Here is a 20458-nt window from a genome sequence, read left to right on the forward strand (position 1 = left end):
AGTCGAGATGCGGCAGATGGCGGAAATAAGCGCAAAATGTGAGGCTACTGAGTCGAGATGCGGCAGATGGCGGAAATAAGCGCAAAATGTGAGGCTACTGAGCCGAAATGCGGCAGATGGCGGAAATAAGCGCAAAATGTGAGGCTACTGAGCCGAGATGCGGTAGATGGCGGAAATAAGCGCAAAATGCGAGGCTACTGAGTCGAGATGCGGCAGATGGCGGAAATAAGCGCAAAATGTGAGGCTACTGAGCCGAGATGCGGCAGATGGCGGAAATAAGCGCAAAATGCGAGGCTGCTGAGCCGAAATGCGGCAGATGGCGGAAATAAGCGCAAAATGCGAGGCTACTGAGTCGAGATGCGGTAGATGGCGGAAATAAGCGCAAAATGCGAGGCTGCTGGAGGGTGTCGCAGGCCGCCCGAAGCCCGCTGCTGTCCGCAGCCGGTGGGTCCGAGCGGCCAATTGCCGGCGCCCGCCCGCAAGAGAGAGGTGCGAAATATGGCAACGAAACAAACGGCAGAACCGGCGCTGCTGCGGATGCTCGATATCCGCGCGGCGGGAGCGCGCTGCCGCATGCTGCTCGGCGATCTTAATGGAGACGGCCGCATGGAGCTGGTGCTGATTCAGGCGGATGGCGGTATCGACGATCGCTATGTGCCGCATCAGGTGCAATGCGCGACCGCCTACAATCTGGAGGGCGAGCTGCTCTGGCAGCGCGGGACGCCTGACCCGAAGGCCGGCGGACCGGGCTCGGACTATCCGGCGCAGCTCTATGATCTCGACGGCGACGGCTGCTGCGAGCTGGTATGCGTCATGGACAAGCGCTTGCTTGTGCTCGACGGCAAGACCGGCGAGGTGCGGGAGGCCCGTCCGCTGCCGGACCCGTCGGCGCATGATTGCATCGTGCTGGCCGATCTGAGCGGGCAGGGTCGCCCGCGCGACATCCTGCTCAAGGACCGCTACCGCCGCATGTGGGCGCTGGACGCAGACTTCCGCTTGCTGTGGCGGCACGAGGGCAACCTCGGCCACTATCCGTGGGCGATCGATCTCGACGGCGACGGTCGCGACGAGGTGATGGCGGGCTACGACCTGCTCGGAGCGGATGGCCGGGTGCGCTGGTCCTGCCGCGATCTTGATGAGCATGCGGATTGCATCTGGGCAGGGGACTTGGCGGGCAACGGGCAGACGCAGCTCGTCATCGGCGGCAGCGTTACTGTCGCCTACGACGCCGAGGGGCACGAGCTGTGGCGCTACGACGGTTCGATCGAGTCCCAGCATATCGCGCTTGGCCGCTTCCGCCCCGAGCCGCCGGGTTTGCAGGTAGCGGGTCTGGATAGGATCGTACGCGGCGGTCCGAACGGCGGGCGCGACGGCATCTTCCTGCTCGGCAGCGACGGCCGCGAGCTGTGGAAGGAAGATCGGCGCACGCCGGGCTGGCTGACTATCATCGAGACGGTGCGCGGCTGGGACGGCGGCGAAGCGGATCACATCCTCGCGTACCGCCGCGGCGGAGGCGAACTGCCTGCGCTGCTGGACGGCGAGGGCCGGGCGGTCTGCAGCTTCCCGCGCGACGGCTATGTGCAGCACGGCGATCTGACCGGAGGCGGGCGCACCCATGTGCTCGTCTACGGCGAGGGCGAGGTCGCGATCTACGCTGCCGTGCCGGGCGAGCTGATCGCCGCCAGGCCGGGCGTGCCGCTGGCGCAGACGAAGCGGCTGTATAATGCGACGCTGTATCCGGGCGGGGAATAAACCGTCTTGCTCGCGAAGCTCGTGACAAAAAGACCGCCTCGCAGAAATGCGCAAAAGAGGCGGCTTTTTGATTGGATTAGTGTTGGCCCAGTTGCTCCGCCAGTCCGATCAAGAGGCCGTCCTTGCCGCGAATGTAGCAGAGTCGATAGGCCTGCTCGTACTGCACCACTTCGCCGACGAGCTGCGCCCCGTGCTTCATCAGTCTGGCCACCAGTTCGTCAATGTCTGCAACGGTGAACATGACGCGCAAGTAGCCCAGGGCATTAACAGGAGCATCTCGGTGATCGGATACGGCCGGAGGCGTGAGGAAGCGCGAAAGTTCAAGTCGGCTATGGCCATCGGGGGTCGCCATCATCGCAATCTCGACACACTGCGTACCAAGTCCGGTCACGCGTCCGGCCCATTCCCCTTCGACAGTGGTCCGACCTTCAAGCTTCAAGCCGATCTCCTCGAAAAATGCGATGGACTCCTCCATGGATTCGACCACGATACCGACATTGTCCATTCTTAGCAATTTGTTGTTTGCCATTGGTTTCATCTCCTCTAGGTGTGAATTTTTCTCATAAGGGATTCGGGCTAGAAATGCGAGTCCCTTCCGACTCGAAACAACCGTATTCCGTCGCACGTGGCACAGTTGCAGTTGTCCTTCTTCGTCAAGAGCCGTTATAATGAGGGCATCCTATGAATGCAAAGGAAGCGCATAAACGATGACCGATGGGGACAATCAAATCGCGATCGGGCTGATCGGCCCGGAGGCGATGCTTGGCAAGGTGCTGCGGGTGATCAGCGATTTTCCGTCGTTCCGGCCGGTGACAGCGGCAGCCGATACCGCCGAGCAGGCGGCGGAGGCGGCGCAGCGCCTGCTGCCCGACGTGGAGGTGCTGATGCTGACCGGACCGGGCCTGCTTCACCCGGCGATCAAGGAAATGCAGCCGGAGCGCAAGCCGATCCACGTAATTCCGCTGACCGACACGGGATTTTTGCGAGCGTTCTATCAATTGCAGGTGCTGGCGGGCGTGGCACCGAGCGAGGAAGCCGCCTATAGCATAGATTCGCTGGCGAGCTCGGCGCTGGACAAGCTGACAGCGGAGCTCGACGAGCGTCAAGCGTCGTTCATTCGCTACGATCAGGCGCTGCATCCGGGCGCGGCGGCGCTGGTCGAATTCCACGAAAGGCACTATCGCAGCGGGCGCAGCCGCGGCGCGCTGACCGCGGAGCACCAGGTGATGGAGATTCTCGGGGCGCGCGGCGTGCCGTGCGGGTGGATCACGCCTTCGTCGCAAAACATCGTCGTCGCGCTGGAACGGGCCCTGCTCTCGACCGAGACGCGGCGCGGCATTGAGGCGCAGATTGTGGTCGGCATGCTCAACGTCGACGACTTTGGCAAGCAGCTCGAGCGCCACAGCTCGGAGCACGAGATCCAGCGCTTCAAGCTGGACGTGCATCGCACGCTGATCGACTACGTCGAATCGCTGGACGGCTATCTCATTCATCTGGGCAGCGACGACTATCTGTTCTTCACAACGCGCGGCATCTTCGAGCGCGAGACCGGCGGCTACAAGAGCGTGCCGCTGGCACGGGAGATCAGCCGCACACTCGACTTGTCGCTAAGCATGGGCATCGGCTTTGGCCGTAGCGCCAACGAAGCGGGCACGCACGCCCGGCTCGCGCTGCGCCATGCCAAGGAAGCGGGCGGCAACGCCTGCTTCATCGTGCGCGAGGACAAGACGCGGATCGGCCCGCTGGAGATGACCGACCCGATCCAGGTCAGCCTCTCGCTCACCGACAGCGAGCTGCTGCGCAGCACCGAGGACGCGGGCATGACCTCGGCTTATCTGAGCCGGCTGCTGCATCACGTCGGGCGGACTGGCCGGCTCGAGTACGAGGTTCACGAGCTGTCCGAGGTGCTCGATGTGACGGTGCGCAGCACCCACCGGCTCGTGCAGCAGTGGACCGACCACGGGCTGGTGCGCGTCGCCGGATACGTGAAGGTCCCGAAGGGTCGGCCGAAGCAGGTTTTTCGCCTGAGCTTTTTGGAGACGTACGAAGGCGGCCGCTAGCGGCCGCCTGATTTTGTGATGGCAGTGCGGCTGCCCGGACCGCGGGGGCGGGCACGCTGCACCGAAAGCGCGCCGATACGGGCGGGGTGGCGGCCGTGCGGCACAGAAAACGGCGGCATTCAGGGGCCATGGGGGCTGGCGCCCGTACGGGTGCCGCGGGCAGACACGAGGCACAGCTAGCGGCGACATAATCAGAGGACCGCGGAGCAGATAGGTGCTGTATGGCCGGCGGTAGTTGGAAGGGACAACCTGCGTTGCTTGGTGCGCAGCTCTAACGGACACCAGCGCCGCTTAGCGGTCATTTTCGTCACCTGGACCGCCCCTTATCCCCGCTAAGCGTCGCTCATGACCGTTACACGGCGAAGGGATCCGAAAAACGGCGCTAAGCGTTTCTCTTGATCGTTAGAGCCGCTTGCGCCCGCACTGCGAGTTCGCTCACGAGCCGAATCACGACTCTGCTACTCATGAAGGCAGGTCGGATCGACCTCGTTCGGCTTACCCGCGGACGATGTCCGCTCGTTTTGAGCGGGCAGCGATACGGGGCGGCGACTTTGGGACCAGGTTAGTGGCCGGCCGTGCGCCGGTCCGTGTGCGGAATTGCCGTCGTGCGTGGCGGATCCGGGCGATCGTAGTTGAGACAGGCCAAGGGCACACCGTCTAGAGCAGCGTATCCGCCAGCAAGAAGACGTTGAGCGCAATGATCACCCCGGCGATGCACCAGGCAATCGCCGTCGTCCACGGACGGTTGACGAGCGGGCCCATCAGCCGACGGTCGCTCGTGAACAGGATCAGCGGCACGAGCGCAAAGGCGATGCCGAAGGAAAGCACGATCTGACTGCCGACAAGTGCCTTGGTCGGATTGAGGCCGAGCAGAATAATGACCAGCGGCGGCGCCATCGTGATGACGCGCCTCAGATAGATCGGAATGCGTCTGCGAATATAGCCCTGCATGATGATGTCGCCGGACATCGTGCCGACGGACGAGCTCGACAGACCGGCGGACAGCAGCCCGATGCCGAACAGCGCCGCAGCGAATGGACCGAGCAATGCGCCGAACTGGCCGAACGCGACCCCCAGATCGTCGACGCGCAGGCCGGACTGATGAAAAAGCGCCGCCGAGACGACGAGCATGCTGGCGTTGATGCCGCCGGCGATCACCATTGCGATCAGCACGTCGGCGGTTTCGAAGCGATAGATGGTCCGACGCTCGCGGTCATCGGCGCCGACGATGCGACGCTGCGTCAGCGCCGAATGCAGGTAGATCGCATGCGGCATTACGGTGGCGCCGAGCATGCCCGCCGCCAGCAGCAGACTGTCTGTGCCCTCGAAGCGCGGCACGAGCAGTCCGCGCAGCAGCGGACCGGCCTCCGGACTGGCATAGAACACCTGGATGGCGAAGGCGATCACGACGACGAAGATCATGCCGGCAATCACGGCCTCGAGATGGCGTACGCCGCGCCGCTGCAGCTCCAGGATGGCAAATGAGCCCGCCGCCGCCAGCAGGGCGGCCCATACCATCGGCAGTCCGAAGAGCAGATGCAGGCCGAGCGCGGCTCCGATGAATTCGGCCAGATCGGTCGCCATCACGACCAGCTCGGCCTGCACCCATAGCAGCACTGCGATCGGCGTCGCGTAGCGGGCGCGGCATAGCTCGGGCAGATTGCGTCCGGTGGCGATGCCGAGCTTGGCGCTCAGGAGCTGGATCAGCACGGCCATCAGATTGGCGGCGAGGATGACCCAGAGCAGCTTGTAGCCGTACGCCGACCCGGCGGCAATATTGGTCGCGTAATTGCCCGGATCGATATAGGCGACGGCTGCGACGAACGCCGGGCCGAGAAAGGGAAGCAGCCTGCGGAGCCCCTTGACGCTGCCCTGCAGCGCACCGGAGGCAGCGAGTTGTTCACGCGTTGCGGTCTCCATGTTTCATCACCTCATCACAATTGAAATTTGAACGACCTTGCCATCGTGCTGGATAAGCTCCGGAGGACACAGAACGGCGATCTTTAGATGCAGGCGTCTCTTTCATGCAAATGAATGATTGGAATACAGGGGTTATTTGAAGCTTGAAATTGCCCTCCGGAATAAAAATTGCCCCAAGGAAACTTTATTGTTGTGATGCCAATTATATGCCCGCAGGCAGGAAAATGTCAATGCAAAATCGGGAACCGTGAAAAGCCCAAAAGGAAGCAGTGCATACGCGTAAATGGAACCGTGAAAGACCCAAGAGGACGTAGTGAAAACGTGCAAATGAGACCGTGAAATGCACAAGCGGAAGCAGGGAAAATGCACAAGCAGGATCATGAAAGTGAGCAAGAAAAAACACTGGAAATGATTAAGAGGAAGTAGTGGAGGCGCACAAGCGGAAGCAGCGGAAATGCGCAAGCGGAAGCAGTGGAAGCGCACAAGCCGACGCAGTGGAAATGCGCAGCGGTGGCCGGAAGAGGTGCCGCTTGTCTGAACGGAACATGCGGGATGGTCATGAACTGCTCGTGCGCGCTAGCAGTTGTCAGCGTGCTTAATTCGGATAATTTGAATGTTTTTTAGCGCTAACGGTTGCAGGGGAGCTTAATTCGTCAAATTTATGTGGTTTTGAGTGAATTTGGTGAAATAGCCACTGGTGCAACCGTTAAAATTTACAAGAGGCGGATTCGCGCAACATAACCTCGATGGCAACCGTTAGCTCGGAGTTCTAAGGCAGCCTGCATGTTCACACCGACCTTGCATGTACAAACTTTCTTAGCGAAGGGGATACCGGTGCAAGGGTCGCAGGACGAGATATAGCGACGCCCATTTATGGACGATTAAAAGATTTGTCTTTTATTAGTCAGGGGCGTTATGATGAGTGCAGATTGATGCAAATGGAAAACCGACAAAACCATGTGAAGGAGTCTGACTGCATGCTGCAAACATTGGAAGATCTCGACCGCTTGATGGTGCGGCCCTCGCCCGCACTGATTGACATGATGAAGGAGCTGGACGGCGATATCATGCTGCTCGGCGTTGGCGGCAAGATGGGCCCGAGTCTGGCGAAGCTGGCGCTCAAGGCGATTGAGCTGGCTGGCGTGCAAAAGCAGGTGTACGGCGTGTCCCGCTTTTCCGAGGCTGGGCTGAAAGAAGAGCTGGAGAGCTGCGGCGTGAAGACGATCGCCTGCGATCTGCTCGATGATGCGGCGCTGGACGCGCTGCCTGACGTCAAAAACATTATTTATGCCGCCGGCACCAAATTCGGCACGACCGGCCGCGAATATTTCACCTGGGCGATGAATGCCTATCTGCCCGGCCGCGTGGCGCAGAAGTTCCGCAACTCGCGCATCGTCGCGTTCTCGACTGGCAATGTGTACCCGCTGACCCCTGTGAAGCATGGCGGCGCTTCGGAGAGCATGACGCCGGGCCCGATCGGCGAATATGCGGCCTCCTGCCTCGGCCGCGAGCGCATCTTCGAGCATTTCAGCCACAAAAACGGCACCCCGGTGCTGATCTACCGGCTCAACTATGCGATCGACCTGCGCTACGGCGTGCTGCTGGAGCTGGCCAAGTCGGTGCAAGCCGGCAAGCCGATCGACGTGTCGATGGGTCACTTCAACTGCATCTGGCAGGGCGACGCCAACGATATCGCGCTGCGTGCCCTGGCGCACACCTCGAGCCCGCCCAATTTGCTCAATGTCACCGGGCCGGAGACGGTATCCGTGCGCTATGCGGCGACGGAGCTCGGACGGCGGCTCGGCAAGGAGCCGGTCTTCGAGGGCGTAGAGTCGGATACGGCGCTACTCTCGAATGCCTCGAAAGTGATGCAGCTGATGGGCTACCCGAGCGTCTCGCTGCTGCAGATGATCGACTGGACGGCGCAATGGCTGGCGAGCGGAGGCAAGCTGATCGACAAGCCGACGCATTTCCAGGAACGGGAGGGGAAATTCTGATGACGGCTGCACGGGAATGGACCACGGAAATGAAGCGGGCGCTGCATGACGGACTCGTCATCCCCGCCCATCCGCTCGCGCTGGACGCGGAGCGCAAGCTGGACGAACGCAGTCAGCGCGCATTGACGCGCTATTATATGGCTTCGGGTGCGGGCGGCGTCGCCGTCGGCGTGCACTCGACGCAGTTCGAGATTCGCGATCCCGGCATCGGGCTGTTCGAGCCGGTGCTGCGCATGGCGGCCGAAGAGATCGACAAGGCGGCGCTCACGCGCCCCTTCATCAAGGTGGCGGGCATCTGCGGACCGACCGAGCAGGCGTTGCAGGAGGCGGAGATCGCGGCGGGTCTGGGCTACGATGCCGGATTGCTCAGCATGGGCGGGCTCAAGGGCTGGACCGAGGCGCAGTTGCTGGAGCGCACGGCGCAGGTCGCGGAGCGCATTCCGGTGATCGGCTTCTATCTGCAGCCGTCGGTCGGCGGGCAAGTGCTGAGCTACGAATTTTGGAAGGCCTTCGCCGAGCTGCCGGGTGTGATCGCGATCAAGATGGCGCCGTTCAACCGCTACCAGACGATTGACGTCGTGCGCGCCGTCTGCGCCTCGAGCCGTCGCGATGAGATCGCGCTCTACACCGGCAACGACGACAACATCGTCAACGACCTGTTCACGACGTATCGCTTCCGCATCGACGGCGAAGTCGTGGAGAAGCGGATCGTCGGCGGGCTACTCGGCCATTGGGCGGTCTGGACCGAGCGCGCGGTGGCGCTGCTCGAGGAGATCAAGTCGGCGCGGCAGAGCGGGTCGATCGATGCCGAGTGGCTGACGCGCAACATTGAGGTGACGGACAGCAACGCGGCGTTTTTCGATCCGGCGCATGCCTTCGCCGGCTGCATCCCCGGCATCCATGAGGTGCTGCGCCGACAAGGGCTGATGCAGGGCACGTGGTGTCTGAATCCGCACGAGACGCTGTCGCCTGGCCAGGCGGAGGAGATCGACCGGGTGTACCGCGACTATCCGCATCTGCACGACGATGCATTTGTCAGCCGGCATCTGCAGGACTGGTTGAAGTAGGGGGAACGTTGCTGGTGATGAATGTAAAGGAGGCCCGGCGACCATGCGCTTCAAGGATGTATTCTCCATCATCGGGCCCGGCATGATCGGGCCGTCCAGCTCGCATACGGCGGGCGCGGTGCGGATCGGCCGCGTGGCGCGGGAGCTGCTGGGCAGCCAGCCGGAGCGGGTCGTGATTAGGCTGTACCGCTCGTTCGCGGATACGTACCGCGGCCACGGCACGGATGTGGCGCTGGCGGCGGGGCTGCTCGGCTGGGACACCGACCACGACGGCATTCCGCAGGCGCTGGTAGCGGCCGAGCAGGCGGGCATGGAGCTGAGCTTCGTGCCGAAGCCGGACAACGTGCCGCATCCGAACACAGCGGCGCTGCAGATGCATGGCGGCGGGCGCGAGCTGCTCGTGACCGGCACCTCGATCGGCGGCGGCAATATCGCGATCGTCGGCATCGACGAATTCGACGTGCGCTTCTCCGGCAGCTTCCCGACGCTGGTGCTGCGCCATGCCGACCGGATCGGCCTGCTGGCCGATGTGACGCGGCTGCTGAGCGCGGCGCGGCTCAATATCGGACAGATGAATGTCGACCGCACGAGCCGCAGCGGCGCCGCGCTCACCGTGGTGGAGACGGACGGGCCGCTGCCGCGCGATCTGGTGCGCTCGATCGCCCGGCTGGAGGGCGTGAGCGAGGTGCGCAAGATCGATCTGACGAAGAGGAGGCGGCGCACATGAGATTCCAGGATCTGCAAGGTCTGGCGGCGCTGTGTATTCGGGAGGGACTGCCGATCCACCGGCTCATGCTGGAGGAGCAGGCGCGCGAATCCGGACGCACGGTCCGCCAAGAGAAGATGAAGATGACCGACTATTACCGGGTGATGAAGGAGGCGGTACGACGCGGCTTGACCGAGGACACGCGCTCGCGCAGCGGCCTGACGGGCAATGACGCGAAGCAGGTCGAAGCGCTCCGGGAGAGCGGCGCGGGCATGCTCGGACCGCTCGGGGACAAAGCGCTTGCCTATGCCTTGGCCGTATCCGAAGTCAATGCGAGCATGGGCCGCATCATCGCCACCCCGACGGCGGGCTCGTGCGGCGTCATCCCGGGCGTGTTCGTCAGCGCGCAGGAGGAATTCGGCTGGAGCGACGAGCGCATGACCGAGGGGCTGTTCACGGCAGGCGCGCTCGGGTATGTGATCGCCAATCGCTCGTTCGTCTCCGGCGCCGAGGGCGGATGCCAGGCGGAGATCGGCTCCGCCGTAGCGATGGCGGCGGGCGCGCTCGCGGAGCTGCGCGGCGGCACGCCGGAGCAGGCGGTGCACGCGGTCGGCCTGGCGCTGAAGAATTCGCTCGGTCTCGTCTGCGATCCGGTCGGCGGCCTCGTCGAGGTGCCGTGCATCGTGCGCAACGGCTTCGGCGCGGTATCGGCGATCACCGCCGCGCAGATGGCGCTCGCGGGCGTGCGCAGCGCCATCCCCTCCGACGAGGTCATCGAGGCGATGCGCGAGGTCGGCGGCGCGATGCCCGACAAGTACCGCGAGACCGCCCGCGGCGGATTGGCGGCGACGAAGACGGGCAAGCGCATCATGGAGGAGCTGCATCCGCGCAGGCACGCCAAGCGCGAGGAGGCGGCCGCTTCGGATGAGGACGGAACCGGCCAGGGTGCCAGCGACAAGGACGCGCCCTGAGCGTCGTCAGCTACCCGCGGCGCTGTACACGAGCGGATTAAGACGGCTGTCCGCCAGCTCGCCCGGACGGCGCTCGGGCATCCAGCGCGTCAGGTCGCTACGGCGGGCATTGGAGTCGGGCTCGAGAATGCGCGTGCCGTCCGCCACATAGATGATCGTCATCACCTTGCGCATCGCGTCGGTCGGATTGGACGGCGCGCTGTGCAGGGTCCAGCCGGCGTGGAAGGTCGCGTCTCCGGCTTGCATCGCTCCGTAGTGGACGACCGGCATGCCGCTGCCGTCGATATAGTGCTGCAGCGTGCGGTGCGACTCGTCGGAGATGACGAGCTTGCTGATATAGCCGCGGTGATAAGAGCCGGAGACGAACGACATCGAGCCCACATCGGCGGGGATGTCGACGAGCGGCATCCACATCGTGATCGTCTGTGTCGTATCGAGCGGCCAGTAGATCTGGTCCTGGTGCCACGGCGTATGGCCGCCGCCCGGTTCCTTGAACAGCGCCTGATCGTGATAGATGCGCACGCCGTCGGCTTGCATGAGCCGGGCGGCGATCCCGGCGAAGCGCCGCGCCATGACGAAGCGCCGGACCTGCGCGCTGGTCTCCCACAGGTTGGAGATTTGAATGAACGCCTGACCATACGTATCGCGCTCCCGCAGCGGCTTGTCCTGACGGTTAAGCCGCTTTACTTCTTCCTCGATCGCGGGGGCGAACGCCTTCAGTATTTCCCGATTCGCCACCTTCGGCAGCAGCAGATGACCGTCGCGCGCATAATCGGCAATTTGCGACTCGCTCAGCGCGTACCCTTCCGCCAAATGACCCTCCAGCTCCATTTCCCTTGCCATACCCTCATCTCCCGTTCCCTGGATTTCCGGCAGACCTGGCGTCGAATTGCAGACGCAAAGGCCATAACGGATGCGGAATCTATGATACGATGAAACGATACGGGGCAACAAGACCGCCGGCACGGCGAGGCAAAATCGATCATCTTTTGCACAAATCGATCATGGGAAACGCCGTGCCCGGCCGGTACAATGGGTGCAGGAAGGAGGCGGATGTCATGCTTCGCATCGGCATCTGGGGGCTCGACACCTCGCATAGCCTGCGATTCGCCGAGCTGCTCAACGACCCGCTGCACCCGTACCGCGTGCCCGGTGCGGTCATTGCCGGCATGTGCCGAAGCCGCGCAGACGGCAGCGCTGCCGCGCAGCGCGAGCACGAATACATGGCTGCGCTCGCCCAGGCGTACGCCGTCCCGGAGTATGACGCGCCGGAAGCGCTGGCCGCGCATTGCGACGCGCTGATGCTCGGCAGCGGCGACGCTGCCGCCCATCCGGCACAGGCCGCGCGCGCCGCGCCGCTGGGCAAGCCGCTCTTCGTCAACAAGCCGCTCGCCGCCAGCGCCGCGGACGGCGAGGCGATCTTTGCGCTGGCCGACACGCACGGCGTGCCGCTGATGAGCTGCTCGGCCTTGCGTTATACCGAGCCGCTGCTGGAGCTGGCCGGATATGGCGGCGCAGGGGCGATCACCGGAGCCGACATCAGCGGACCGGTGCACTGGCTTGCGGGGAAGCCGGATTTTCTGGATTACGGCATCCATGCGCTGGAGGCGCTCTTCGCCATACTCGGACCGGACTGCCGGGCGATCCGGCCGGCGGGCGACGCGCGGCACGATCTGATCGTCGGCGAATGGGCGGGCGGCCGCTACGGCGTCGTCCGCGGCAACCGCACCGGCAGCGACGCGTTCCGCTTGACGGTACACTACGAGCGCGCGAGCCGCAGCGCGAGTCTGCTGACGCACGAGATTCCGTATGTCCGCACGATGCTGCTGCGCTATATCGCGATGTGCGAGCGCGACGCGGCGCCGATCGAGCCGCAGGAGACGCTTGCCGTCCTGCGCTGCGCGGACGCCGTGAATCGCCACAGGAAGCGGCAGGTACGCGTGCGATTGTAGTGGCGCTGCCGAGCGAGCGGGCTGTATACTTCATACTAGGAGGACAAGCATGAAAAAACCGAACGTCCTGCTGATCATGGCCGATCAGCATCGGGGAGACACGATGGGCTGCATGGGCCATCCGGCCGTGGAGACGCCCAATCTGGACTGGCTGGCCGCCGAAGGAACCTTGTTCCGCAACGCCTACACGCCATGTCCGTCCTGCGTGCCGGCGCGCGCGAGCCTGCTGACGGGGATGGACCCGTGGCATACGGGCATTCTCGGCATGGGCAGAGGGCAGGGCCAGTTCATCGACGGCTACGCGCATACGCTGCCGGGCGAGCTGTCCCGGGCAGAGTATCATACCTGTGCCGTCGGCAAGATGCATTTCGAGCCGCAGCGTTCGCTGCGCGGCTTCCATCAGACGCTGCTGGACGAGGACGGCAGGCAGCTCGATCCGGGCTTCGTCTCCGATTACCAGCAATGGTTCGACCGCAATAAGACCGGCGATTACGGCATCGTCGATCACGGCGTCGACTGGAATTCCTGGATCAGCCGCCCGTTCCACGCGCCGGAGTTCCTGCATCCGACCAATTGGACGGCGCAGACCTCGCTGCGCTTCTTGCAGGAGCGGGACCCGCAGCGTCCGTTTTTCCTGATGATGTCGTTCTGTCGTCCGCATTCGCCGTACGATCCGCCGGCCTACTATTACGATCTGTATATGAACAAGCAGTTGCCCGCCGCCGCAATCGGCGATTGGGCAGCGCGCCACGACGTGCCGCGCGACGCCGCCAATCACAATGCCTGGCGCGGACGCCGCAGCGACGAGGAGATCCGGCGGGCCCGGGCCGGCTATTACGGCGCCGTGCATCATATCGATCATCAGATCGGCCTGGTGCTCAATTACTTGACGCGCACGCGCCAGATGAACGACACACTCGTCATCTATCTGTCCGATCACGGCGACATGCTGGGCGATCACCATCTGTGGCGCAAGACGTACGCCTACGAAGGCTCGGCGCACATCCCGCTGATCGTACGTCAGCCCGGCCGCATGGGCAGGCCGCAGCGGAGCATCGTGGACGAGCCGGCGGTGCTGCAGGACATCATGCCGACGATTCTGGAGACGGCGGGGCTGGACATTCCGTCCGAGGTGACCGGACGCAGCCTGCTGCCGCTGATCGGCGGCGAGGCCGCGGACTGGCGCGAATACGTGCACGGCGAGCATAGCACCTGCTATGCCGACGAGCAGGAGACGCAGTACGTGACCGACGGCCGCATGAAGTATGTCTGGCTGCCGCGACTGGACGAAGAGCAGTTGTTCGACCTCGAGGCCGATCCCGGCGAACGGCGCGACGTCTCGGGCGATCCGGCCTATGCCGGGCAGCTGGCGCAGTGGCGGCAGCGGCTCGTGCGGGAGCTGGAGCCGCGCGCCAACGGCATGGCCGAGGGCGGACGATTGATCGGCCAGCAAGGCAAGCCTTACCAGGTATCTCCCCATTATCAGCGCAGACTGGCCTATGCCGGCCGGCATCAGGAATAGCGGGGCAGGGCACAGCAGCGCGGAACAGGAGCTGCATCCGGATGAACTTGTCGCTCAAATCCAAACTCACCTTGATGATTATCCTCTGTTTGTTTGTGCCCTTCGCCATTCTCGGACCGCTGTGGTACTGGCAGTCCAACCGGACGATCGAGGAGAATGCGGCGTACTACAGCCGCATGCTCGTCGATCAGACGGACAGCTACATCAACGCCTATCTGTCCGAGCTCGAGCGCATGGCGGTGCCGGTGCTCGTCAATCCGTCGGTGCAGCAATTTCTGCACGTGGAGCAGGAAGACTATTACGACCTGTTTATTTTGCAGCGCCGCATCCGCCAGGAATTGTACGCCAACCTCGTCTACGGACGCTCCGACATTTACGGCTTCACCCTCATCATCAGCGAATCGCTGCGCTACAGCACCCGCCAGGACATGATGAATCATCACCGCATGGACCGCTATGTGCAGCGGCTGGCCTCGGCTCGGGCGGAGGAGGACTTCGTCATCGAAGGCCTGAACCGCATCGACGCCATCCCCGTCATCACCGCTTACAAAGTATTCGCCGATCCCGTCAACGCCGCCAATCGCGGCATCATGATCATCGACCTGAACCTCAGCAAAATACGCGATATCCTCAGCAGTCTCAAGCTGGACAATGTCGGCACGGCCTATCTGCTGGATGCCGCGGGCCAATATATCTACCACCCGGACCGTAGCCGCATCGGCTCGCTCGCCGGAGCGGACGAGCTGGCCTCGATTCGCGCAGCGCGCGGCTTCCGCATGACCGGCAGCGGCGCGGACGAAGCGATGGTCACCTACCATACCTCGGCGCTGACCGGCTGGACGATCGCCTTCGAGGTGCCGATGCATAGCCTGAATGCCGATCTGCAGGCGCTGCGCGCGCTGACGCTGTCGTTCAGCCTGCTGTTCGCAGCCGGGGTGCTCCTGCTGCTCGGCGGCTATACGCTGCACTTGACCCGCTCGCTGCTGCGCCTGCAGAAGCTGATGAAGCGGGCGGAGATGGGCGATTTCGACGTGGAGGCCGACCAAGGGCGACGCGACGAGATCGGCGCGCTCAACCGCAGCTTCAATCATATGGTCCGCGAGTACAAGCGGCTGATCCAGGTCGTGCACCGGTCCGAGCTGCGGGCCAAGGACATGGAGCTGGGTCGGACCGCCTCGATGCTGCAGGCGCTGCAGGCGCAGATTCATCCCCACTTCCTGTTCAATACCCTCGGTACCATTCATTCGTATGCGATTATGGCGGGCATGCGCCCGATCAGCAAGCTGGTCTCCAATCTGTCCGGGTTGTTTCGCTACAGCATGCACAGCGGGACGCAGCTTGTGACGCTGCAGGAGGAGCTGCGGCATGCCCGCGCCTATCTGGACATTCAGCGCGAGCGCCACGAGGAGCTCGCAGTCGAGATCCGCGTCGCGGTCGGCCTCGATCCGCATGCCCTGCCGGCGGTGCGGCTGATGTTGCAGCCGCTGCTGGAGAATGCGCTGCTGCACGGCTACCAGCAGCACGGCCGCAGTCCGGATTATGTCGGCCTGTTCGTCTCGCGGACGGCAGGCGGATGCGCCGTGCGGGTCGCTGACCGCGGCGGCGGCATGACGCGCCAGGCGAGGGAGCGCTTCAACCGTCTGTTCGGCGAGCTGACGGCCGCGCAGCTGCTCCGCGACGATCTGCCCGATCTGCCGCAGCGCATCGGCCTGTGGAACGTGCACAAGCGCATCCGGCTCTTGTTCGGCGAGCCGTACGGGCTGTGGATCGAGGCGGCCCAGGGCGGAGGCACGGTGGTGACGATTACGATACCTGACGAACACGGAGGCGATGACGATGCTGCAGATTATGCTCGTGGAGGATGAGACGCCGACGCGGCTCGGTCTGCGTCAGATGATCGAGGAAGCCGGAGACTGCGTCCTGATCGGCGAAGCGCGCGGCGGCCGCGAGGCGCTGGAGCAGCTGCGCCGCCAGCCGCCGCAGCTGCTGCTCTCCGACATCATGATGCCGCAGATGAACGGCCTCGAGCTGGCCGGCGAGGCCAAGCGGCTGTACCCGCGGCTGGAGGTGGTGCTGATCTCGGGATACGACGACTTCGACTATGTGCGCGAAGGGCTGCGCCGAGGCGTGCATGATTACTTGCTCAAGCCGGTCGAGCCGGAGGAGCTGCATCGGGTGCTGCGCCAGGTCGCGCACAAGCTCGATCTGGCGCGGACCGCACTGCCGCAGACCTTCGCCCGCATGCAGCAGTGGCGCGACCTGATCGCGACGCTCGCCGGCCACCTGTGGATGGCCGAGGAGGCGGCCTTCGACCGGCAGTGGCGCGCTCTGGCCGCCGCCGCCGCCGAGGAACTGGGCGATCGGCTGGATATGCACGAGCTGTACCAGCAATTGCTCTACCGCATGAGCGAGCGCATCGGCGACGATTACGGCGGCCGTCTGCCGGAGGCGGCCTTTCGCCCGGTCGACTTCACCGGCCGGGTCGGCGACGATCTGCAGGCGGCGCACGCCCAGCTGCGGACGCTGATGCGGCAGCTGCGCGCCGAGCGCAACTGGGGGCGCAGTCAAGCCGTGCTGCGGGCGATGCAGCTGGCCGAGGCGCAGGCTGACGACCCCGCGTTGTCGCTGCAGGAGACGGCGGAGCAGGTCGGGCTGTCGGTCTCGCATCTGAGCCGGATGTTCCGCATGGAGACGGGCCGCACATTCGTCGAGTTCGTCACCGAGCTGCGCATGAAGCGCGCCAGGCAGCTGCTGGAAGACCCGGCGGCGATGGTGTACGAGGTGGCGGGACGGGTGGGCTACAACGAATATTCCCATTTCGCCCGCGTGTTCCGCAAGCAGATCGGCTGTTCTCCGAGCGAATACCGTCGACGGCTCGGCATCCGCTGATGAAAAATAGATCATGAATTGGCAGAAAAGTTGATATCAACGGCTGCGCATGCCTTTTACAATGAAAGGGTAAAGCCTGCAATCATCATGACGAGGGGGATGAGGGAAGATGCGTAAACGCAATGGGCGGCTCGGACCGCCGGCCCTGCTGCTCGCGCTGGCGCTGCTGGCTGCCGCCTGCAGCAACGAAGGCGGGGCGACGACGGACGAGCCCGGGGCCGCAGCAGGGGAACAAGGCGCCAACGGCGCAGCCGCGACGGAGGAAGCGAGGGAAATTTCGATTTTGTCGACCTCGCCGGCGCCGTACACCCAGACCGTAAGCGATTGGGACGACAACCGCTATGTTCAGAAGCTGGAGGAGCTCTCCGGCAACGCGTACGACCTGCACTTCGAATTCCTGAGCTGGCAGGACTTCCAGACCCAGCTGACCGTGCGCTTCGCCTCCGGCGATCTGCCCGATCTGATCCGCACGTACGGGCTCGACTATCCGGCCCACACCGGCGCCGTCGAGCAGGGAGCGGTGCTGGAGCTGACCGACCTGATCGAGCAATACGGCCCGAATCTGAAGGCGCGCATTCCGGAGGAAGCGTGGAACAGCCCGGCTGTATCCAAGGACGGCCGGATCTATGCGATTCCGGCGCTGGTGCCGAATCCGCATACCCGGGCGCTGTACGTGCGCGAGGATTGGCTGGAGCAGGCGGGCATGGAGGTCCCGTCGACGCCGGAGGAATATCTGGCCTACTTCGAGCAGGTCAAGGCGCTGGATATGAACGGCAACGGCGACCCGAATGACGAATACGGCTTTTATGCCCGGGAGAACATGGCCGGAAGCGAGCTGTTTTTTTACGAATTCGGCGTATACCCCGACCTGTGGGTGATGGAGGACGGCGAATTCGTGCCCTCGGTCATCACCGACAACATGAAGGACGTGCTGCAATTCTGGCGCGAGCTGTATGCCAACGGCTATGTCAATCCGAACCTGTTCACCAACAAGTCGGCGGACTGGTTCGCCGGCATCCAGAACGGGCTCGCGGGCAGCTGGGTCCACTATGTGGACAATTACGTGGAGCAGTGGGATCCGTCGCAATTCATCGATCAGCCGGAGGCGGAGCCGATCATGGTCGAGCCGCCCGCCGGACCGGGCGGCAAGGGCCTGCAGCCGGTCAACGCCGGGATCTATTACGTCTGGATGATCCCCTCGGACGTGGAGCGGCCGGAGCAGATCATCGAATTCCTGGACTGGGCCTGGAGCAGCGACGAGGTGCAGGAATTCTACGCCTACGGCATCGAGGGACATAATTACGAGCTGCGGGACGGCCAGATCGTGTGGGGCCCCGACAATCCCAACAATGCCGACAATATGGAGATGCGCGCCTATCAGATCAATGTCAACGTCACCGGACACAGCCTGAACGGGCCGAAGATGGTCGAGCTGTCGCCGCAGGCAGACGCGCTCAAGGCGGGCTTTGATATTGCCGAGCGCAATACGTTCATGAACGAAGCGATGTACATGCCGCAGCCGGAAGCGTTCGAGACGCGCCCCGAGCTGATACCGAACTTCGCCGGCGGAGGCACGATGCTGCTGGATATGTTCGCCAAGGTCGTGACCGGCCGGGAGGAAGTGGACGCGGGGTTTGAGTCGTTCGTGCAGGAGTGGCGCAGCCGCGGCGGCGACGAAGCGATCGCCGAGGCGACGCAGTGGCATCGGGCGTTTTACGGCGAATGATCGGCGACAGATCCGTGCGGACATGCTTCGCGCCAGCCTCCCGACGGGCGGCGGGCGCGAAGGAGAGGAGGTGAGCGGCGATGCGGAACCGGCTGCGCTCGCTCAGCGGCAAGGATTCGCTGATGCTGTGGCTGATTGCGCTCCCGGGCGTGCTGTATTTTCTCGTATTCAAGTATGTGCCGCTGCTCGGCAATGTGATTGCGTTTCAGGATTACAGCATTTTTATCGGCATCTGGGACAGCCCGTGGGCGGGGTGGAAGCATTTCGTCTTCATGTTTGAATACGAGGAATTCATGAACATTTTGCGCAATACGCTGGTCCTGAGTTTTTATACGCTGTTTTTCGGATTCCCGGCGCCGCTGCTGCTGGCGCTGCTGCTCAACGAGCTGCGGCAGATGCTGTTCAAGCGCACCGTCCAGACCTTGCTGTACTTGCCGCATTTTTTGTCGTGGATCATCGTCGGCGGCATCTTCATCAATCTGCTGGCCGTAGACGGGCTGGCGAACCGGGCCGTCGAAGCGCTGGGCGGTCAGCCGGTCGAATTCGTCTCCGATTCGCGCTTCTTCCGCAGCGTCGTCGTGCTGACGAGCATGTGGAAGGAGGTCGGCTGGGGCATGATCATCTATCTGGCGGCGATTGCGGGGATCAATCCGAATCTGTACGAAGCGGCGGTGATGGACGGCGCCGGGCGCTGGCGGCAGATGGTGTCGATCACGATTCCGTCGATCGCGCCGGCCATCGTGACGCTGCTGCTGCTGCGCATCGGCAATATGCTCGATACCAATGTGGAACAGATCCTCGTCTTCCTCAATCCGCTCGTGCGCGATATCGGGGAAGTGATCGACACGTATGTCTACCGCGTCGGACTGCTCAATGCGCAATACAGCTTCACGACGGCGATCGGACTGTTCAAGTCGGTCATCGGACTCGTGCTGATCGTCGGCCTCAATCATCTGAGCAAGCGGACGACCGGTCAGGGATTGTACTAGAGGAGGGGACAGCCGGTGGTAACCAACAAGTCGGAGCGCACCTTTCAATGGATCAACAGCCTGTTCTTCGCGCTGCTCAGCCTGAGCATGATCGCTCCGCTGATTCATCTGCTGGCCGTCTCGCTCAGCGCGCCCAAGTATGCCAATGCCAAGCTAGTCGTGCTCTGGCCCAAAGGCTTCAACCTCGATGTCTACGAGACGATCTTCGGCCTGGGGGCGCTCTGGCGCGCCATGGGGGTCAGCATCTGGATCACCGTCATCGGCACCCTGCTGACGCTGGCGCTCTGCTCGAGCCTCTCTTACGCGGTATCGCGCAGGCAGATGCGCGGGCGAATCGCCGTGCTGCAGGGCATCCTGATCACGTTCATCTTCTCCGCGCCGCTCGTGCCGACGTATCTGGTCATCCGCGGGCTCGGCATGGAGAATACGCTGTGGGCCCTGATCGTGCCGAGCGCGCTCAACGCGTTCTACGTGCTGATCATGAAGACCTTCTTCGCCGGAATCTCGGGCGAGCTGTTCGATTCGGGCAAGATCGACGGCTGCTCGGAGCCGCGCATCTACGCCAGCATCGTCATGCCGCTGTCCAAGCCGGTGCTGGCGACGATCGCGCTGTTCCACGCGGTCACGCAATGGAACAGCTACTTCCAGGCGCTGCTGTTCATTCGCTCGCGGGAGCTCTACCCGCTGCAGATCATCTTGCGCAATATGGTGATCGAGGACGAGGCGAGCGCCGTCGTCGGCAATATGGAGACGGTGCAGGCGGCGACGCCGGAGATGATGAAGGCGGGGGTCATTTTGTTCGCCACCGTGCCGATTCTGATCGTGTATCCGTTTCTGCAGCGCTTTTTTGTCAAAGGGGCGATGCTCGGCTCGCTCAAGGAATAACGCGCATGAGGGCAAGTTGCGC

General features: G+C 63.5%; 16 protein-coding genes. 13 read left to right on the plus strand and 3 right to left on the minus strand.

Translation table 11 applies throughout. From position 1 onward, the window contains the following. The first annotated feature begins 498 nt into the window (after positions 1 to 498). Positions 499 to 1752, plus strand: a complete 1254-nt coding sequence (locus IDH44_RS01330) for a hypothetical protein (protein WP_190913963.1) — start codon at positions 499 to 501, stop codon at positions 1750 to 1752. 76 nt (positions 1753 to 1828) lie between these two features. On the opposite strand, the gene IDH44_RS01335 is transcribed toward IDH44_RS01330, so the two are convergent. Further along, positions 1829 to 2281: a VOC family protein gene (locus IDH44_RS01335; protein ID WP_190913965.1), complete on the minus strand. Its 453-nt coding sequence runs from the start codon at positions 2279 to 2281 to the stop codon at positions 1829 to 1831. A gap of 178 nt (positions 2282 to 2459) precedes the next feature. Here IDH44_RS01335 and IDH44_RS01340 point away from each other — a divergent pair, with 178 nt between their 5' ends. Beyond that, entirely contained in the window at positions 2460 to 3812 is a 1353-nt protein-coding gene (locus tag IDH44_RS01340) for a GGDEF domain-containing protein (RefSeq protein ID WP_190913967.1), read from the plus strand. 657 nt (positions 3813 to 4469) lie between these two features. Here the strand turns inward: IDH44_RS01340 and IDH44_RS01345 are convergent. Continuing rightward, positions 4470 to 5732: an Nramp family divalent metal transporter gene (locus IDH44_RS01345; RefSeq protein ID WP_190913968.1), complete on the minus strand. Its 1263-nt coding sequence runs from the start codon at positions 5730 to 5732 to the stop codon at positions 4470 to 4472. A 980-nt stretch (positions 5733 to 6712) separates the two neighbouring features. On the opposite strand from IDH44_RS01345, the gene IDH44_RS01350 reads away from it, so the two are divergent. The 4 genes from IDH44_RS01350 to sdaAA are packed head-to-tail and all read left to right on the plus strand — an operon-like array spanning position 6713 to position 10473. Beyond that, positions 6713 to 7729 carry an NAD-dependent epimerase/dehydratase family protein gene (locus IDH44_RS01350; protein WP_190914015.1) on the plus strand — a complete coding sequence of 339 codons (1017 nt, stop codon included), beginning with the start codon at positions 6713 to 6715 and terminating at the stop codon, positions 7727 to 7729. After that, complete coding sequence (locus IDH44_RS01355) at positions 7729 to 8796, plus strand: dihydrodipicolinate synthase family protein (protein WP_190913972.1); 1068 nt, start codon at positions 7729 to 7731, stop codon at positions 8794 to 8796. The genes IDH44_RS01350 and IDH44_RS01355 overlap by 1 nt, the downstream gene beginning before the upstream one ends. 43 nt (positions 8797 to 8839) lie before the next feature. Beyond that, positions 8840 to 9523, plus strand: coding sequence for an L-serine ammonia-lyase, iron-sulfur-dependent subunit beta (gene sdaAB, locus IDH44_RS01360; RefSeq protein WP_190913973.1), 684 nt, complete (start codon positions 8840 to 8842; stop codon positions 9521 to 9523). Then, complete coding sequence (gene sdaAA / locus IDH44_RS01365; RefSeq protein ID WP_190913974.1) at positions 9520 to 10473, plus strand: L-serine ammonia-lyase, iron-sulfur-dependent, subunit alpha; 954 nt, start codon at positions 9520 to 9522, stop codon at positions 10471 to 10473. Before sdaAB ends, sdaAA begins: the two co-directional genes overlap by 4 nt. A gap of 6 nt (positions 10474 to 10479) precedes the next feature. Here the strand turns inward: sdaAA and IDH44_RS01370 are convergent, their stop codons facing one another. Continuing rightward, a complete protein-coding gene (locus IDH44_RS01370) occupies positions 10480 to 11316 on the minus strand; it encodes a phytanoyl-CoA dioxygenase family protein (RefSeq protein WP_223869273.1) in 837 nt (278 codons plus the stop codon). Between the two features lie 215 nt (positions 11317 to 11531). Between IDH44_RS01370 and IDH44_RS01375 the strand changes: the two genes are divergently transcribed. The 7 genes from IDH44_RS01375 (at position 11532) to IDH44_RS01405 (ending at position 20436) form a co-directional block, all read left to right on the plus strand. After that, complete coding sequence (locus tag IDH44_RS01375) at positions 11532 to 12425, plus strand: Gfo/Idh/MocA family oxidoreductase (protein ID WP_190913975.1); 894 nt, start codon at positions 11532 to 11534, stop codon at positions 12423 to 12425. Between the two features lie 49 nt (positions 12426 to 12474). Beyond that, positions 12475 to 13947: an arylsulfatase gene (locus tag IDH44_RS01380; protein ID WP_190913976.1), complete on the plus strand. Its 1473-nt coding sequence runs from the start codon at positions 12475 to 12477 to the stop codon at positions 13945 to 13947. 41 nt (positions 13948 to 13988) lie between these two features. Next, positions 13989 to 15812, plus strand: a complete 1824-nt coding sequence (locus IDH44_RS01385; protein ID WP_190913977.1) for a cache domain-containing sensor histidine kinase — start codon at positions 13989 to 13991, stop codon at positions 15810 to 15812. Continuing rightward, on the plus strand, positions 15784 to 16836 hold the full coding sequence (locus tag IDH44_RS01390) for a helix-turn-helix domain-containing protein (protein ID WP_190913978.1): 1053 nt from the start codon (positions 15784 to 15786) through the stop codon (positions 16834 to 16836). Before IDH44_RS01385 ends, IDH44_RS01390 begins: the two co-directional genes overlap by 29 nt. Positions 16837 to 16945: 109 nt before the next feature. Continuing rightward, the gene (locus IDH44_RS01395) at positions 16946 to 18562 is read left to right on the plus strand and encodes an extracellular solute-binding protein (protein WP_190913979.1); all 1617 of its coding nucleotides are present in this window, start codon (positions 16946 to 16948) and stop codon (positions 18560 to 18562) included. Between the two features lie 80 nt (positions 18563 to 18642). Then, positions 18643 to 19551: an ABC transporter permease gene (locus tag IDH44_RS01400; RefSeq protein ID WP_190913980.1), complete on the plus strand. Its 909-nt coding sequence runs from the start codon at positions 18643 to 18645 to the stop codon at positions 19549 to 19551. A 15-nt stretch (positions 19552 to 19566) separates the two neighbouring features. Next, the gene (locus IDH44_RS01405) at positions 19567 to 20436 is read left to right on the plus strand and encodes a carbohydrate ABC transporter permease (RefSeq protein WP_190913981.1); all 870 of its coding nucleotides are present in this window, start codon (positions 19567 to 19569) and stop codon (positions 20434 to 20436) included. Positions 20437 to 20458 lie beyond the last annotated feature (22 nt).

Source organism: Paenibacillus sabuli (genome assembly GCF_014705605.1).
In the GTDB taxonomy this organism is placed as follows: domain Bacteria; phylum Bacillota; class Bacilli; order Paenibacillales; family Paenibacillaceae; genus Paenibacillus_D; species Paenibacillus_D sabuli.